General features: G+C 36.3%; 13 protein-coding genes. 5 read left to right on the forward strand and 8 right to left on the reverse strand.

The window, feature by feature from the left end:
- Nucleotides 1-39: 39 nt before the first annotated feature.
- The 5 genes from LNP23_RS04490 to LNP23_RS04510 form a co-directional block, all read right to left on the reverse strand.
- The gene (locus LNP23_RS04490) at nt 40-4,542 is read right to left on the reverse strand and encodes a PorP/SprF family type IX secretion system membrane protein (RefSeq protein WP_230004019.1); all 4,503 of its coding nucleotides are present in this window, start codon (nt 4,540-4,542) and stop codon (nt 40-42) included.
- 1 nt (nt 4,543) lies between these two features.
- Nucleotides 4,544-6,013 carry a gliding motility protein SprC gene (gene sprC / locus LNP23_RS04495; protein WP_230004021.1) on the reverse strand — a complete coding sequence of 490 codons (1,470 nt, stop codon included), beginning with the start codon at nt 6,011-6,013 and terminating at the stop codon, nt 4,544-4,546.
- Nucleotides 6,010-6,426 (reverse strand): hypothetical protein, encoded by a 417-nt coding sequence (locus tag LNP23_RS04500; RefSeq protein WP_047774525.1) that lies wholly within the window; start codon nt 6,424-6,426, stop codon nt 6,010-6,012. Before LNP23_RS04500 ends, sprC begins: the two co-directional genes overlap by 4 nt.
- A 105-nt stretch (nt 6,427-6,531) precedes the next feature.
- Nucleotides 6,532-7,824, reverse strand: a complete 1,293-nt coding sequence (locus LNP23_RS04505; protein WP_047774527.1) for a hypothetical protein — start codon at nt 7,822-7,824, stop codon at nt 6,532-6,534.
- Between the two features lie 376 nt (nt 7,825-8,200).
- Complete coding sequence (locus tag LNP23_RS04510) at nt 8,201-8,653, reverse strand: hypothetical protein (RefSeq protein WP_047774529.1); 453 nt, start codon at nt 8,651-8,653, stop codon at nt 8,201-8,203.
- 437 nt (nt 8,654-9,090) lie between these two features.
- Here LNP23_RS04510 and LNP23_RS04515 point away from each other — a divergent pair, with 437 nt between their 5' ends.
- From LNP23_RS04515 to recA, 4 genes are all read left to right on the forward strand, one after another.
- On the forward strand, nt 9,091-10,239 hold the full coding sequence (locus LNP23_RS04515; RefSeq protein WP_047774532.1) for a DNA polymerase III subunit: 1,149 nt from the start codon (nt 9,091-9,093) through the stop codon (nt 10,237-10,239).
- A 7-nt stretch (nt 10,240-10,246) separates the two neighbouring features.
- Nucleotides 10,247-10,630, forward strand: coding sequence for a hypothetical protein (locus tag LNP23_RS04520; RefSeq protein ID WP_047774533.1), 384 nt, complete (start codon nt 10,247-10,249; stop codon nt 10,628-10,630).
- 246 nt (nt 10,631-10,876) lie between these two features.
- Nucleotides 10,877-11,386: an acyl-CoA thioesterase gene (locus LNP23_RS04525; protein ID WP_230004023.1), complete on the forward strand. Its 510-nt coding sequence runs from the start codon at nt 10,877-10,879 to the stop codon at nt 11,384-11,386.
- Nucleotides 11,387-11,529: 143 nt separating this feature from the next.
- Nucleotides 11,530-12,537 (forward strand): recombinase RecA, encoded by a 1,008-nt coding sequence (gene recA / locus LNP23_RS04530; protein ID WP_047774954.1) that lies wholly within the window; start codon nt 11,530-11,532, stop codon nt 12,535-12,537.
- A 353-nt stretch (nt 12,538-12,890) separates the two neighbouring features.
- On the opposite strand, the gene LNP23_RS04535 is transcribed toward recA, so the two are convergent.
- Nucleotides 12,891-13,637: a lysophospholipid acyltransferase family protein gene (locus LNP23_RS04535; RefSeq protein WP_047774535.1), complete on the reverse strand. Its 747-nt coding sequence runs from the start codon at nt 13,635-13,637 to the stop codon at nt 12,891-12,893.
- Nucleotides 13,638-13,890: 253 nt separating this feature from the next.
- Between LNP23_RS04535 and trpS the strand changes: the two genes are divergently transcribed.
- A complete protein-coding gene (gene trpS / locus LNP23_RS04540; protein ID WP_230004024.1) occupies nt 13,891-14,868 on the forward strand; it encodes a tryptophan--tRNA ligase in 978 nt (325 codons plus the stop codon).
- A gap of 176 nt (nt 14,869-15,044) precedes the next feature.
- On the opposite strand, the gene LNP23_RS04545 is transcribed toward trpS, so the two are convergent.
- Nucleotides 15,045-15,899, reverse strand: coding sequence for a hypothetical protein (locus LNP23_RS04545; RefSeq protein ID WP_230004026.1), 855 nt, complete (start codon nt 15,897-15,899; stop codon nt 15,045-15,047).
- 73 nt (nt 15,900-15,972) lie between these two features.
- Nucleotides 15,973-17,073, reverse strand: a complete 1,101-nt coding sequence (gene dprA, locus LNP23_RS04550; protein WP_230004028.1) for a DNA-processing protein DprA — start codon at nt 17,071-17,073, stop codon at nt 15,973-15,975.
- Between the last annotated feature and the right edge of the window lie 188 nt (nt 17,074-17,261).

Here is a 17,261-nt window from a genome sequence, read left to right on the forward strand (position 1 = left end):
CTTCCCAAAAATTAAGAAGGGCACAACTTTTTATTGATATTAATTTTCCACTTTAGCGATAACCATTTTCCCATTGTATGGTTTGCTGCCTTTAGCTTCCAGTGCTTTTTGAGCATCTGATAATCCTTCGAATTTATCGTAATAAATGTAATATTTACTTGTTGTCACATTATAAAAGAAATTCACATTTGAAACTCCTGAAGCTACTGCTTTGGCAAGGAATTCATCTCTCTTCTCCACACTGCTGTGTACAGCAACAATTAAATAATACCCATTGTCAGAATTTTTAATATTCTTAATAATCTGCATGTTTGACTGATCTTCTCCAAAATCAAAATCACTTGCTGTTAGTGGTGTATTACTTAGTTTTGTTGTTTCTTTTATACGTTTAAGAGCAGCCAAATCCTGTTCATATCTTCCTTGATCATTTTCGTATGCAGCTCGTTTAATTCTACGTTTTTTCTCAATTTCAGTTTCTGCCTTAATACGTTCTAAATTGGCAAGTAAAGCTGCACTGTCTTGTTCCATTTTAAGCTGTGCGGCTTTCAACTGATTTATTTTCTCCAAATAAGCTTTGTTCAAAGCATCATTTTTATTTGGTACTTTTTTAAGTCTTTCGTTGTATAAATTCGTCAGTTTAGCAATCTCATCTTTTTGTATTCTGTTGGCATCTGCCAATTGTGATTTTAAAGCTTCTAACTGACTGTTTTCAGCAGCAACACTTTTGAACGGTTTAGGCTCTTTGTAGATCCCTTTATCGCTTAAGTCATTCTCTTCTCTTAAGTCGTCCAAATCTTTTTGTTTGTTGGCTACCGTTGCATTAAACTGTTCCAATAAATCACTTTGTGTTTTTCCTGAAGCATCTAAAGACTGCGTTAAATTGTCAATCGCTCTTGCTGTATCATCTTTCGGTGCTGAAGCCGCTTTTGCTGCTGCTACTGCTGCTGCATCTGCCGCTAGTTTTGCTTGTAGCGCTACCGCATCAGCTTTGGCTTTTGCATCTGCTAATAATTTTGCTTCACGTGCTTCTTCAGCCAGTTTTAATTGTCTTGTTTCTTCTTCAGCTTGTAATTTTTCATTTGCTTCTGCATCCGCTTTAGCTCTGGCATCTGCTAATAACTTAGCTTGCGCTGCTTCCATATCTGCTTTAGCTTTAGCATCTGCTGCTAGTTTTGCCTGAAGTGCTTCTGCATCGGCTTTAGATTTGGCATCAGCTTCTAATTTCGCTTGTAATGCTTCTGCATCCGCTTTCGCTTTTGCGTCGGCTGCTAATTTCGCCTGAAGTGCTTCTGCATCAGCTTTCGCTTTAACATCGGCTGCTAATTTTGCTTGTAATGCTTCTGCATCGGCTTTCGCTTTGGCGTCGGCTGCTAATTTCGCTTGTAATGCTTCCGCATCGGCTTTCGCTTTAACATCGGCTGCTAATTTAGCCTGAAGTGCTTCTGCATCGGCTTTCGCTTTGGCGTCGGCTGCTAATTTCGCTTGTAATGCTTCCGCATCAGCTTTCGCTTTTGCGTCTGCTGCTAATTTCGCCTGAAGTGCTTCTGCATCGGCTTTCGCTTTTGCGTCTGCTGCTAACTTAGCTTGTAATGCTTCTGCATCGGCTTTCGCTTTGGCGTCTGCAGCTAATTTCGCTTGTAACGCTTCTGCATCGGCTTTCGCTTTGGCGTCTGCTGCTAACTTAGCTTGTAATGCTTCTGCATCCGCTTTGGCTTTGGCATCTGCTGCTAATTTTGCCTGGCGCTCTTCTTCTTCTAATTGTAATTTTTTAGCTTCTGCATCAGCTTGTGCTTTGGCAGTAGCTTCTGCATCCGCCTTAACTTTAGCATCTGCCAATAACTTAGCTTGTAATGCTTCCATATCCGCTTTCGCTTTGGCGTCAGCTGCTAGTTTTGCTTGTAGTGCTTCTGCATCGGCTTTCGCTTTGGCATCAGCTGCTAATTTCTCTTGCAATGCTTCTGCGTCGGCTTTCGCTTTTGCATCGGCTGCTAGTTTTGCTTGTAATGCTTCTGCATCGGCTTTTGCTTTTGCGTCTGCTGCTAACTTTGCTTGTAACGCTTCTACATCGGCTTTTGCTTTTGCGTCTGCTGCTAACTTAGCTTGTAATGCTTCTGCATCGGCTTTTGCTTTAGCATCGGCTGCTAGTTTTGCTTGTAACGCTTCTGCATCCGCTTTGGCTTTTGCGTCAGCTGCTAATTTTGCTTGTAATGCTTCTGCGTCGGCTTTCGCTTTAACATCGGCTGCTAGTTTAGCTTGTAACGCTTCTGCATCCGCTTTGGCTTTTGCATCGGCTGCTAGTTTAGCTTGTAATGCTTCTGCATCAGCTTTTGCTTTTGCATCGGCTGCTAGTTTAGCTTGTAATGCCTCTGCATCCGCTTTAACTTTTGCGTCAGCTGCTAATTTTGCTTGTAATGCTTCTGCGTCGGCTTTCGCTTTTGCATCAGCTGCTAATTTTATTTTCAATGCCTCTGCATCGGCTTTCGCTTTGGCGTCGGCTTCTAACTTAGCTTGTAATGCTTCTGCATCCGCTTTCACTTTAGCGTCTGCCGCTAATTTTGCTTGTAACGCTTCTGCGTCGGCTTTGGCCTTAGCATCTGCTGCTAATTTTATTTTCAATGCTTCAGCATCGGCTTTGGCTTTGGCGTCGGCTGCAAGTCTTGCTTGTAGTGCTTCTGCATCGGCTTTAACTTTTGCGTCAGCCGCTAATTTTTCTTTTAAGGCCGCTTCTTCGGCTGCTTTAGCTTTGGCATCAGCTGCCAATTTTGCTTTGTTTGCAGCATCAATGCTAGCCTTTGTTTTTGCAGCTGCTGCAGCTTTTGCTTTTGCATCTGCAGCAATTCTTGCCTGAAGTGCATCAGAATCAGCTTTGGCCTTAGCATCGGCAGCTAAGATGGACTGTAAATCCGCTTCTTCCGCTTTTGCTTTTGCATCAGTTTTACGTTTCGCTTCAGCTGCGTCAGCTTTGGCTTTAGTATCTGCTGCTAATTTTATTCTTAAAGCTTCAGCATCTGCTTTCGCTTTAGTATCTGCTGCTAATCTTGCTTTTGCAGCGGCTTCCGCGTCTGCTTTAGATTTATCAGCCGCTAATTGTGCTTGTGTTTTTTGAGGTGTTACCGGTGTTGCTGTTTTAGCTTTAGCCGCTCCTTCTGCGTCAGCTTTTGCTTTTGCAGCTGCTAATCTTGCTTTCGCAACAGCCTCAGCATCTGCTCTCGATTTATCAGCCGCTAATTGTGCTGCTGTTCTTTGAGGTGCTGCTGGTTTAGCTACAGTTCTGGTTCCGGCAGTTTTTGCTCTTGCTTCAGCTACAGCATCGGCTTTGGCTTTTGCATCGGCTGCTAATCTTATTCTTAAAGCTTCAGCATCGGCTTTCGCTTTAGTATCTGCTGCTAGTCTTATTTTTGCAGCAGCTTCTGCATCTGCACGAACTTTTTCGGCTGCCGCAAGTCTTGCTTGCTGCGCTTCTGCATCTGTTTTAGCCTTCGTATCTGCTGCTAACTTCGCTTTTTCTGCACCACTCACTCTTGTTACCGGAGTTGTAGAAGCAGTAGTCTTTTTAGACGGTACCGGCTTTGATTGTGCAGGATCTATAAGAGAACCTTCTTCATCATCACCATAATAATAATTTCTGTTTTTAAATTTATAAGCAATAGCAAATTCATGAGAACCTCCTAAATTAGACAGATTACCCAATCCTCTTTCATAGTTATATTCAATAGCAATGCTTGGTGAAATATTAACACCAAGACCCGCTGAAACGCCGTATAATGAATTATATCCTGCTTGTGCCCAAACTCCTTTTGGAATCGCCACCATAGCAAGTCCAGAAATGATAGTTTTATCTTGCTTGATTTCTGTTTTTAAGATTCCCGAAAATTTACTTCTGTCAAAAAAACCATAAGCATCAATATAACCGGTATACATAGCATGTAACTGAATGGCTCTTTCCGGATCTTCTTTAACTACTCCTGAACCAAAATTGTACAGCACTAAATTATTCACAGACAATCCAAAATCAAGGAATGCAGTACCATAATTAATCCCGGGATTGATCGTTAACATCGTATTTGAAGGATAATCTGCGTTTAAAACGTCCTGATCATCAGATACAATCTTTCCTTTATTCAAACTGCTTTGATAAATGCCCGCGTTTAAACCAAAAGTTAAATTGCTGTCTTCCTCCAAAACGATATTGTGAGCAAAGTTTCCAACTCCGCCAAACACTGTCATTAGACCATAGTTTTGTTGAAAAAGACTAAAAGCAAAAGCTTCATTTTCTCTAAAACGTCCCGAATAACCGAAAACATAGGTATTTGGGGCGTTCTCAAACTGAGTCCATTGTCTTTTGTTGTAAAAACTTATATAGGCATTTTGCTCTCTAACAAAGCTAAATGCAGGGTTGATTAGGTATCTATTAAACTTTAAAGAATTTCTGATAGGTAACGAAAACGAAACAACTCCATTCTCAGGGACAGCTGTGTCCTGCGAATAGAGTACATTTGAAAAACCGTAAAATAAAGTTATGAATAGGTAAATTTTCTTCATATTATTTTATCACAGTTATTGATCCTTTTTTATCACCCGAGCTGGATTTAATGACGTAGTAATAAACAGGATTAACATTTTTAAAATCTTTTATAAACGAATTGAATTCGGGATCGTAATTACTTCCAACATCATCATACATTACTTCTCCGTTTGAACTCAAAATTGTAATTTTTGTATCAGGCGTTTTGTATACTTCCGGTACATTCCAATAAGGAGAACTACTACTTAGTTTCACAATATTTGGAACAACATTCGTTTTTGCATCTTCCTCAGAAGTAACTCTGAATGCAAATTCTTTAGAAGAAATACAGCCTGAAGACTGTGAAATTTTTGCTCTGTAGCTACCTCTTACCGCTATCTGATAGGTATCTGTGTTAGCACCATCAATAAGATTGTTATTTAGATACCACTCGTAAGTTGGATTGGTCGCATCAGAAGTTATGGACACTTTTAAAGTTTCGCCAGCTTTAAGTTTATAGGTATCTGCCACATCAATACTGGCAGAAAAACTATTGCTTTTTAAGTCGATAGTTCCATTAGCCACACATCCTCCAAAATCTACTGCAACCGAATATAATCCGCTTTCATTTGCATTGATAGAACGTGTTGTTTGTCCTGCTAATACTTTACCATCTTTACTCCAAACATAACTGTTTCCTGAAGTAGCAGTCAAAACTGTACCCGCTCCGCTGGAACAAAAAGGATTCCCTAAACTTGAGGTTACTGAAACCGCTGAACCGGAACCTGATGACGAAACTGTCACACGGTTTGAATATGATTCAGAACTACAAGTTCCATAATTTGTTTCTACATAATAAACTCCCTCGGCAGTTACGCTGTAACTAGGACCGGTCGCAGCAGCGACTAAGGTTGGAGGCACAGAAACGCCATTATCTTTGTACCAGTTATAGGTTAAAAAATCATACTTTAAAGGAGATTCATTTAAAGGATCTGCTCGATCAGGATCAATCGTTAACAAATAACTTCCTCCCGCACAAAATGTAGCGGTTCCTTTAAAGTTATTTATAGTATACTGATTGTCATGTGCTTTAAAATAAATTGGGAACGCCGTTTTATGAGCAAATGAAGTGAATTTAGGACTTGCATAACCGGCAGTTGAAACTCTAAGACTATAAGTATCCGATCCCTTAAGGGTTGAAGGAACCGCAAATTTTATTGTTTTCTGAGTAGGAGTATCGTTTATAACAGGCAGAATTGTAGCAGCAGGAATTACCGTTACAAAATTATCGGTAGATAACTCAACTGTAAACTCTGTTCCTGCCGGAAACCCACTATAGGTAAAAGTGGCATTATATTCATTGTGCACCGTACCCGCACAAATCCTATCAAAAGATAGTATTTCCGGGTTTACAACTTTCGTTTGAGCAAACAAACTCGAGTTGGCACAGAATAACATGCCAAATAAAAGAAAAAATTTGGTAAAAATTAGAGTAGTTTTTTGAATCATATAGTGCGTGTTCTGGCTAAATCTATATCTTCAAAAAACAAAATGTTTATAAATGATTCTGAAAAATCATATCTGTAATTCTCAATAATATCTTTTGCAAGTACTGAATAAGTAGCAGCTATTGATGAATTCTCTTCACATTTAAAAGTAATTAGATTACACTCACCAGTTGTAGCAAGGCTATCCTTGGGGATGGATAGCCCTTCTATAAACTGATTAGAATCAGTATCTAATTGGCTGATACGTTGCTCAGCTATATCTTTGTTTTGGTCAAGCGTTGACGCTGTCTTTTTACATTTATTAAGTACAGAAAAAGTAGGTTCTTCTATTGTACTTTGTGCATATAGACTTAATGTCATAGGCAAAGCCAAAAATATAATACAAGTAAAATATTTTTTTATTGTTGGGGCCATTATATTATGATCTTTATTTGAGTCCGATTTAAGACGAATACATAAATTGTGTCTGGGGACTTAATTAATAAAATTTACGCTCTAAAATAAAAATCTATGTCTTATCTATCTGTTTCCGCTAGAAGCCGTAATCTTTCCTAATTGTAGTCTGAAATCAGGTTTCTTTGGGTTAAAGATGTCAATAAATGTCTCTTTGTTATCACTTTGTGAATACACGTTAAAGAATACGCTATTACCATACCAGCTCTCTAAATCTTCATTGTTAGAATTGTATTCTGTAAAGATATTTCCGTTACATAGGTTGAAATACATTTCTTCAAATCTGATTTTTTTAAGATTGGCATCATTAATCTCTGTTTTACTGTCTAATAATACAGCTGGATTAAATCCGGAGATCACGCTACGTTTCATTTCAAGTGATGCAGTTTCTGCAACATAAATAGCTTCTTTTACTAAACCAGACTGAATGTCAGCTTTAATATTTTCACTATCGTTAAGCATTGTAATATTCGAAGCAACTACTAAAGTAGGTTTTTTAGTAAAATCTGTTTCGCTTTTCTTATCGTATGTTCTAACCTCCATACAACGAGATCCGTCTTTTGTACTAGACAAATAAGAAGATCTGATTGCTAATGAGTTGTATAAACGACATTGAACTCCTTGTGTGAATTTAAAATCATCATTGATTGATTTATAAGAAACCAATTTAGTTGCATTTAAGTCTCCACCATAGAAAGCAAATGAATTACCACCTGAGTAGCTAACCATTACGTTTTCAATTATTGTTTTGTTTCCAACACCTGCAACAGTTAATCCGTTGAAAGAATCTAAACCTTTTACTTTTTTCCCTGCGAATTCGATTCTAACGAATCTTAAAATTCCTGAGTTACCGGCAACATTATCACCACCATAAGTAGTAAGAGTAGGATCAAGATCAAGGTTGTAAGAACCGGCGTTTCCGAATTTATTAATTGGAGAATCACCAAGAATTACAAGTCCTCCCCAATCACCAGCTTTTTTCTGGCTACGGTTTGAAGTAAATACAATAGGATCAGTTTCTAATCCGTCTGCAATAATTGATGCACCTTTTGTAACTACCAATGTTCCTTTAGTTTCGAAATCACCAATGATTAACGTACCAGGTTCAATAGTTAAAACAGCATTATTAGTAACATAAACGTTTCCTTGTAAAACATAAACATTCCTTTTCATCAATTTTGTATTAACAGAAATGTTTCCTGCTAAAATTTGATTTGCTTCTCCATAGTCTACTTTGTTAGGCTTAAATTCGGTCCAGTTATTCAACCAATTGTTGTAGCCCATAATTCCTTTCTCTTGCTGAGCACTCATACTGGTTACTGTCAAAAGGATGCAGATGATTTGAGTAATTTTTTTCATGATAAGGGGGTATTACGGTTAATAATAAATTTGGGTATGCGTATGCGTAATATGATAAAAACTCATCTCGAATTATCTGATCGTAATCAGGATGCTTCGAGAACGAGTTGTTATTTGTACTTCTACTTTTAAAATTTTATGAAACTCTAACAGATCAAAGATTTACATTGTTTTATGGCTCGCTTAGAGTAAGAGCTTCAAGCACAATGTTTTACAGTACTTTAACACTTCTTTTTCTCTTTACAAATGAACTTAAAAAATCAATACTAAGTTTATACAAACAAACAACTGAGTTGTTATAGTTTATACTCGTCACCATATTAATCATTTAACAAGTAAAATACTTTGACAAAAAGGTTTCAGAAATTTTAAAATATTACATTTCGTTCAATTCGTTGAACTCATGTAAAGACTTTAATGTGCTTTCGTAAAATAAAATGGCTGCGATTAGATTTCCTTTATCAGAATATGGCATCATTTTTCTTTGGAATTCAACTGTAGTGTCCAAAAACGTAGCAGTTCCAGTTGCCTGAGAATCCAATACTTTTTTGTGCTCACTGTCGTCCGGAATACCTAAGTCTGCCATCGTAACACCTGGTTTAGTCACCAATGCAATGTAAGGGAGAGTTTTAACTAGTACTTTAATACGCTCGATATACAGTTCCAAAAGTTCACCTTTTTGCATACCACTCAATTCTTTTTGATCGTGATACTTGCGAATAAGCGCTGTTGTACTGATTATACTTCTAGGAGCATTCTTAGCCTGGGCAGAAATTGCTCCAGTTGTCATTAAACAAAATAAACTTAAAAAAATAATTTTCCCTTTCATAGATTCTTATTAAAATTGGTTGTTGATGAAAACAAAAATATGTAAATTATGTTAAAACGCAACTTTAATATTTTCTTTTTTGAAAAATTAAGCTTTTACATCGTCCGAAAAACTGCCGTATGTCGAGAAAATATGCGTTTTAGCGAGTTTTTTGTTAATTTTGTTAAAATATATATTTGTAGGAATTGACTTTATATATGGTCTTCTTTACGCATTATTGTAGGTAAAAAAAAGATATGTTTTAAATATTTTTATAAAAACTATTAACAAAAAACCATTAATATCTCACCAAATCCCACCCAGTACTTACCCAAGACGAGCCAAAAAAAATAAACAATTTAACAAAACGCTGTCTGTTAAAAATAAAAAAACAGAAACATAATTAATCTTTAATTCCGAAAATTTTTGACTACATCATTTTCTTCTATCTTTGCTACATGCAATTTTCTCAAATTTTAGGTCAAGATTACATCAAAAGTCACTTGATACAAAGTGCATCTTCCGGAAGAATTCCGCACGCACAATTATTTGTCGGGCCGGAAGGAAGTGGTACGCTATCAACTGCTATTGCTTACGCGCAATATATTTTATGTAACAATACGGGCACTGAAAACTCAAACGGAAATGATTCCTGTAATCTCAAATTCCAAAACCTTTCACATCCCGATCTCCATTTTATTTATCCAACCGTCACCACCGAAGATGTAAAAACGAAACCCAAAAGTTTAGATTTTATTCAGGACTGGCGCTCCTTTATACAAGAAATGCCTTACGGAGGCTTATTCGATTGGTATAAAATTTTGGGTGTTCAAAACAAACAAGGAGAAATCAGAGTCGAAGACGCACAGGAAGTTTTGAAATCACTTGCCTTAAAATCGTACGAAGGCGGTTATAAAATTATGATTATCTGGATGGCCGATAAAATGAATATCGCTGCTTCAAATAAATTATTAAAACTTCTCGAAGAGCCTTCAGATAAAACTATTTTTATACTGATCTCTGAAAATGAAGAAGATATCATTCAAACAATCCGTTCTCGTTGTCAGGTGATTCATTTTAACGGATTACCCGAAAAGGTGATCGCTGAAGCCTTGGTTGCTAAAGAAAATATCGATTCTAATTTAGCTTTAAAAATCGCACATCAGGCGCAGGGAAATTTTAGTAAAGCACTTTCTATACTCAAAGAAGATGACTCGGAATATCCTTTTGAACAATGGTTTGTCAATTGGGTTCGTGCTGCTTTCAGAGCCAAAGGTAATGCCGCTGCCATTCAGGATTTAATTTCCTGGAGCGAAGAAATAGCCGCTCTTGGACGTGAAAGTCAGAAGAAATTTATCCAGTACTGTATCGAAATGTTCCGACAGGCGCTTTTACTTAATTATCAGGCACCAAGCCTCGTTTACATTGAGCCGAAAGTAGATAAATTCAAACTCGAAAATTTTGCTCCATTTGTTAACGGAAACAATATTCATGACATTTTTAAAGAACTTTCGGAGGCGATGTATCACATTGAACGGAATGGAAATGCAAAAATAATTTTAACAGATCTATCTATAAAACTCACACGTTTAATTCACAAAAAATAATTTGCTAATGAACAATACTGCCACAATTTTACTGTTGGTTTTTCTGGCCTTAACTTTTTTGCAATCCGGTTATGAAAAAGTTTTCTACTGGAAGGATAATGTTTCCTGGTTGAAGGAGCATTTTTCCAAAACAATCTTAAAAAATCAAGTACCACTAGCCCTCTTTCACCTTTTAATTTTAGAATTAATTTCGGGAATTTTATGCGTGGTTGGTGTCATACAATTGCTTACAGACAGCGGTCGTGAATTTGGCTTCTACGGCGCTATTTTCTCTTGTATTTGTTTGCTAATGATGCTCTTCGGTCAACGATTAGCCAAGGATTATGATGGTGCAAGAACCATTGTTATCTATTTTATTCCGGCAGTTATGGCGGTATATTGGCTGAATTAAATCTGCCAAGTCCTATTTTACATAATGTTTGAATAGGTAAGATAAAACATCAAATCCAAAAAAGTCTATTTATGCACTTTGATAAAGATTTGCTAACCTAACTCAATTATGAGGAAAAAAAGCCACAGAATAAAGGATTAAAATGATTAAATAATCTGTGCAAATCCTTTTAATCAGTGGCAAAAAAAACAATTAGTGCCAATTCGTGAAATTCGTGGCAAAAAAATAAATTTTTACATTAAAAAAATGAAATCAAAACATCCTGCAGAATCTCTAACTATTTTAACCGATTTAGTTTTACCAAGTGAAACAAATCCTTTGAATAACCTTTTTGGTGGTGAACTTTTGGCCCGAATGGACCGTGCGGCAAGTATCGCAGCCCGAAGACATTCGCGTCGAATTGTAGTAACAGCTTCTGTAAATCACGTTGCTTTTAACAGAGCTATTTCTTTAGGCAGCGTTGTTACCGTTGAAGCAAAAGTATCCCGTTCTTTCAAGAGTTCTATGGAAGTTTTTATAGACGTTTGGGTAGAAGACCGCGAATCTGGAAACAGAACAAAAGCCAACGAAGCCATTTACACCTTTGTTGCGGTTGACGATACCGGCAGACCGGTTGAAGTTCCGGCGATCGAACCTGAAACGGAACTTGAAAAACAGCGTTATGATGCTGCTTTACGTCGTAAACAACTGAGTTTGTTGCTTGCCGGTAAAATAAAAGCTGAGGAAGCTACAGAACTAAAAGCATTGTTTTTATAGCAATAAAACAACGTTGTAACTTCAAAAAAAAGAAGTATTTTTACAAAATTACAAGCCCTTTCAAATCTAAATCAAGACGTAATTTGCGATTTTGATTGGCTTTGAAAAAGAAAAAAATTATAACAATTTAGATGAAAGAAAAGATGAGTTCAGACAAAGAGGCCAAATTAAAAGCGCTACAACTTACGCTTGACAAACTTGATAAAACTTACGGAAAAGGAACCGTAATGAAAATGGGCGACAAAGCCATTGTAGAGGTAGAAACCATTTCTTCTGGCTCTCTTGGTGTTGATTTAGCTCTTGGGGTAAATGGTTACCCAAGAGGAAGGATCATTGAAATTTACGGGCCAGAATCGTCCGGTAAAACCACACTTACCTTACACGCGATTGCCGAAGCTCAAAAAGCGGGCGGAATTGCTGCTTTTATAGATGCTGAGCATGCTTTTGACAGAAATTATGCTGAAAAATTAGGCGTTGACATTGAAAACTTAATTATTTCTCAACCGGATAATGGAGAGCAAGCTTTAGAAATTGCAGAAAACCTGATTCGTTCAGGAGCAATTGATATTGTGGTAATTGACTCGGTTGCAGCCTTGACCCCAAAAAGTGAAATTGAAGGAGAAATGGGAGATTCAAAAATGGGTCTTCACGCTCGTTTAATGTCTCAGGCCTTAAGAAAATTAACCGGAACGATCAGCAAAACAAACTGTACGGTTTTCTTCATCAACCAGTTGAGAGAGAAAATTGGTGTAATGTTCGGAAATCCGGAAACTACAACAGGTGGTAACGCCCTAAAATTCTACGCTTCGGTACGTATTGATATTCGTCGTTCTTCACAAATTAAAGACGGAGAAAATGTAATCGGAAACAGAACCAAAGTAAAAATCGTTAAAAACAAAGTAGCTCCACCTTTCAAAACTGCCGAATTTGACATCATGTATGGCGAAGGAGTTTCAAAAACAGGAGAAATTTTAGATTTAGCTGTTGAATTTGAGATCGTTAAAAAAGCAGGATCATGGTTCAGCTATGGCGATACTAAATTAGGTCAGGGACGTGATGCCGTTAAGTCTTTAATTAAAGATAATCCGGAATTAGCTGACGAATTAGAAGCAAAAATTAAAGCGCACATTAAAGAATTAGCTAACGCATAAAACGTTACAAATCTGATTGTTGCAGATTCTTATACTATAAACCCGACCGTTCTAAAAGCGGTCGGGTTTTTTATTTTGAAAAAAAACGGAAAAAAATCTACTTCTTGACGCAACCATTTTCCTTTTTGTTCATCTAATCATTATCATGTGACTTTTATTACAAGTTAAAAATCTAATTACCAAGGCTATTTCCTTTAAAACAATTAAGGAAAAAACTAAAAAGCAATTGATTTTGATTTCGATAAAAGTATTGATAAAATAAGATTTTGAATATAAAAGGGGTTTTAAATTCAAAAGAAAACCCGGCATGATTCATACTCAATGCCGGGTTTAATATTTAATTCTTTTTACTTTTACTTTACGCTCTTAAATTCCAGTAATTTATTGTAAATCACCTGTCTTACCTGATCTCTCAGCTCTTTTCTGTTCTCGCCCGTAAGTCCTTTAGTTTCAATAAACGATAATATCTTACCTCTCATTTTACCGGGACTTCCGCTTAAAAAAGTATACGAAAATCGTTCTTTATTATCCGCAAAAACAATCGGAACAATTGGAATTTGATGCTCTATGGCCAATCTAAAAGCCCCATCCTTAAACTCGTCTAGTAAAATTGATTCATCATCAGGAACTCCGCCTTCCGGAAAAATACAGATGCTTAATCCTTGATTTAGACGATCCTGAGCTCGTTTGAAAACATCATTTTTACTCTTCGACGAATTTCTGTCTACCAAAATACAAGTTCTTTTATAGAAAAATCCGAACAACGGAATCTTTACAAGCTCCTTTTTTCCAACAAAAACAAATGGATTTTTTATAATGGCCAGCATTAACATAATGTCTGTCATTGAAGTGTGATTAGCCACAATCATATAACTTTTGCCTCTTTCAAGCTTTTGTTCCCGTTTGATTTTGTAATAGAATCCCATTCCGTAGAGGATGAATTTCGCCCAAATTCGCGCCATTCTGAAAAAATACGGATAACCACTTTCGGTTATAATCGAAGCCAGTAAAAACGGCAACATAATCAATATCGGGATGGCCATTAAAATATAAAACCAAATGCGCCAAATGACCCAAAAAACAATTTTTATTCCTTTCATGGTTTCAAAAGTAATAAATCGAAGGTGATTTATTATAAAAGAATTTATTTTCGTAAAAACTTTGCCAACTTTACGCCAAAGAACAAATAAACTTTGTGTACTTTACAAAAAACTTTGCGAACTTTGCGACCAGGAAAATAAACCTGGCAAACTTTCCAATTAAAAAATACGAAATTTAGGGTTAAAATCAACAATAAACCATGCGAACTTTGCGGTTAAAACCTTGCATCTTTGCGGTTAAGAGAAAACTAGAATGGCAAAAATACTTACCGGTGTTCAAAGTACAGGAACACCACATTTAGGCAACTTATTGGGAGCAATTATTCCCGCAATTGAATTATCTAACAATCCGGCAAACGAATCTTTTTTGTTTATCGCTGATTTACATTCGATTACACAAATCAAAGATGGTAAAACATTAAGAGAAAACACCTACAGTACAGCAGCAGCTTGGTTGGCCTGTGGTTTAAATCCCGATAAAGTTACTTTTTACAGACAGTCTGATGTCGCTCAAACAGCAGAACTAACCTGGTATTTAAGCTGTTTTTTTCCATTTCAACGTCTGACATTGGCCCATTCTTTCAAAGATAAAGCAGATCGTTTAGACGATGTAAACGCCGGACTTTTTACTTATCCGATGTTAATGGCTGCTGATATTTTATTGTATGACGCTCAATTTGTTCCCGTTGGAAAAGACCAATTACAGCACTTGGAAATTACTCGTGATGTAGCCTCTCGTTTCAATCACCAAATGGGTGAAACTTTTGTAATTCCTGAGGCTATAATTCAGGAAGACGGCATGTTGATCCCCGGAACTAATGGCGGAAAAATGAGTAAATCTGCTAATAATATTATCAATATTTTCCTTGACGATAAAACCTTACGCAAGCAGATAATGAGCATCGAGACAGACAGTACGCCACTTGAAGATCCAAAAAATCCGGACACTTGTAATGCCTTTGCTATCTATTCATTACTGGGCACCGAAGCACAAATTGCCGAAATGAGAGCCAATTATTTGGGCGGAAACTATGGTTATGGACATGCCAAACAAGCCTTGTTTGAATTGATCACAGAAAAATTCAAAACCGAAAGAGAAAAATACAATTACTATATCACTAACCTTACTGAAGTAGAATTACTTTTGAAAAAAGGAGCTGATAAAGCAGCACTCATCGCGAACGGTGTTTTACAACGTGCCCGCATTAAACTAGGCTTTGAACCATCATAATTAGTCGTTTTAAGATATTATTTATCCCTTTTCGAGCACAAAGCTTGGAAAGGGATTTTTGTTTGAAAAAATCACCGAAATCCAGCATTTTATATATGTCCTTTCTAACTTATATTTACGAGAAACAGAAAAGACGTTATTCTTAATAAAACATTAAAATTTACTCAAAAAAATAACTACTTAGCTAATCTTGCCATAAAGAAAATCACTCTTAAAACAAGAACAATTATTCCTACTATTGCCCATGGCGACATACCTGAATCACTTGACGATGATGTTGTTTCATATGATTCCGTAAGTTTTTCTCTGTTTGCTTTTAAAAAACTATCCAATTCCGGATTAAGGGCATTATAATTACTCATCGCAATTATTGTAGCTTCCGTAAAAATCGATTTTATTTCTTGATTTAAAATGGGGCTGGTTATTTTATTTTGCAGCAATCTAATTTTCATATCTGTATCAACTGATTTAAAATTTGCAAGCAAAGCATAAAAAGGTCTGAATTTTATAAAATAAATAGACTTAATATTGTGATCCCCCATCGAAAAATTTTGATCTAACTTGTCTAAAACAAAATCTAATTTACCTGTAACTCTCTCACGCAAAAAGTCTAATGATTCTTCCGGCAAATATTCTTTGACCATTAAAATGTCTTCAATAGCTTCAAAATCGTTCTGAGCCATTCTTTCCTCAATAAACAACGTCAATGCTTCTGATAAAAATCTAATAATGAATACTTTTACGGCCTCTAAACTAACTGAGACAGCATTATCAGAACTAAATCTATTACGTGAATAATTTTTCTTAGAAAATAAATTATAAAGTATTCGATTATTTGAAATAGACAAAAGCTCATTTGGAAATTCATTCATTGCTAAAATCAAATTTGAAGCTACACTTGAATCTAAATTGGAATGCTGTGCACGTTCAATTTCAAATTGTTTCTGAATTTTTGCAATATCCTCAGGGTTAAATTCTCTTAAATTTGTTCTATAAATTCCGGCATTTTCGAATAATTCAATAATATTCATTAAAAAAGGGTTAAAAGTGAGGGGCAAAAATAAAATTTTAATATTTCAAACCTAATCTAATTAAAAATAAAGATCAAATAGCCTCAAACAATTTACCCGGTAAAGGTCTTATTACTCCCTTAAGCTCCATTTTTAAAAGGATTCCGGAAATTTTATAAACAGGAAAATCACAACGAAGCGCAATGATATCCAGTACTTCTTTTCCGTTTTTTATTAGAAAATCGTAAATGTTTTGTTCCTCTGTATCTAAAGCTACAAACAGCTGTTTCTGAACTGGTTTTGCTTTATTTTCAATATCCCAGTTCAGCATGTAGATCAAATCGGCCGCACTGGTAAGCACGTTGGCCTTCTGGGTTTTAATCAGATCATTGCAACCCTTACTGTACACATCTGTAACGCGGCCCGGAACAGCAAAAACATCACGGTTGTACTCATTTGCAAAATGGGCTGTAATGAGCGACCCTCCCCGATCTGCAGATTCAATTACAATTGTGGCCTCCGAGATTCCGGCAACAATGCGATTTCGACGAACAAAATTTTCCCTGTCCGGATTAGACGAACTCCAAAACTCGGTAATAAAACCCCCTTTTTCTTCCATTCGGCCGATATACTTTTTGTGCGCTTTAGGGTAAACCTGATTTAATCCGTGGGCTAAAACACCAATGGTCTGTAAGTTGTTGTCCATTGCAAACTGATGCGCCACAATATCAACTCCATAGGCAAAACCACTAACAATTACGGGATCCAATGGTGCTAAATCTTCCAGTAGTGTCCTACAAAATTCCAAACCATAGGAGGTAATCTGACGCGTTCCGACTATACTAATTATCTTTCTCTTTTTTAAATCAATATTTCCTGCAGAAAAAATCAAAACCGGCGCATCAAAACAATGTTTCAGACGCTCCGGATACTGTTCTTCCTGAAAAAAAGAAACCTTTACCGTATTTGCTTTTATAAATTCTAATTCGACATTTGCCTTTTCAAAAACGGTTTTGTCTTTTATATTTTTCAATAAAACAGAGCCGATTCCGTCAATAGCAGCTAGCTGATTGGTTTTCGTTTTAAAAAAAGCCTCCGCACTACCACAATGCAGCAACAATCTTTTAGCCAAAATATCTCCAACTCCATCCACTTTAAGTAGGGCTAATAAATAAAATAATTCCTGATCTGACATCTTGCTAAAATATTATGTAAAATAGAGTCTATTAAAAACTCGATTTGAGGCAGCAAATATCTATAAATTAAAGTAATTTCTTAATAAAAAATAAGATAAATCGTTTTCGCACCCTATTCAACATGAAGCAAAAACACTTAACCATTTGAAAGTTAATTGTATATAAAATAAAGCGAATTGTTAATAAC

Source organism: Flavobacterium cupriresistens, assembly GCF_020911925.1.
GTDB classification, from domain to species: Bacteria; Bacteroidota; Bacteroidia; order Flavobacteriales; family Flavobacteriaceae; genus Flavobacterium; species Flavobacterium cupriresistens.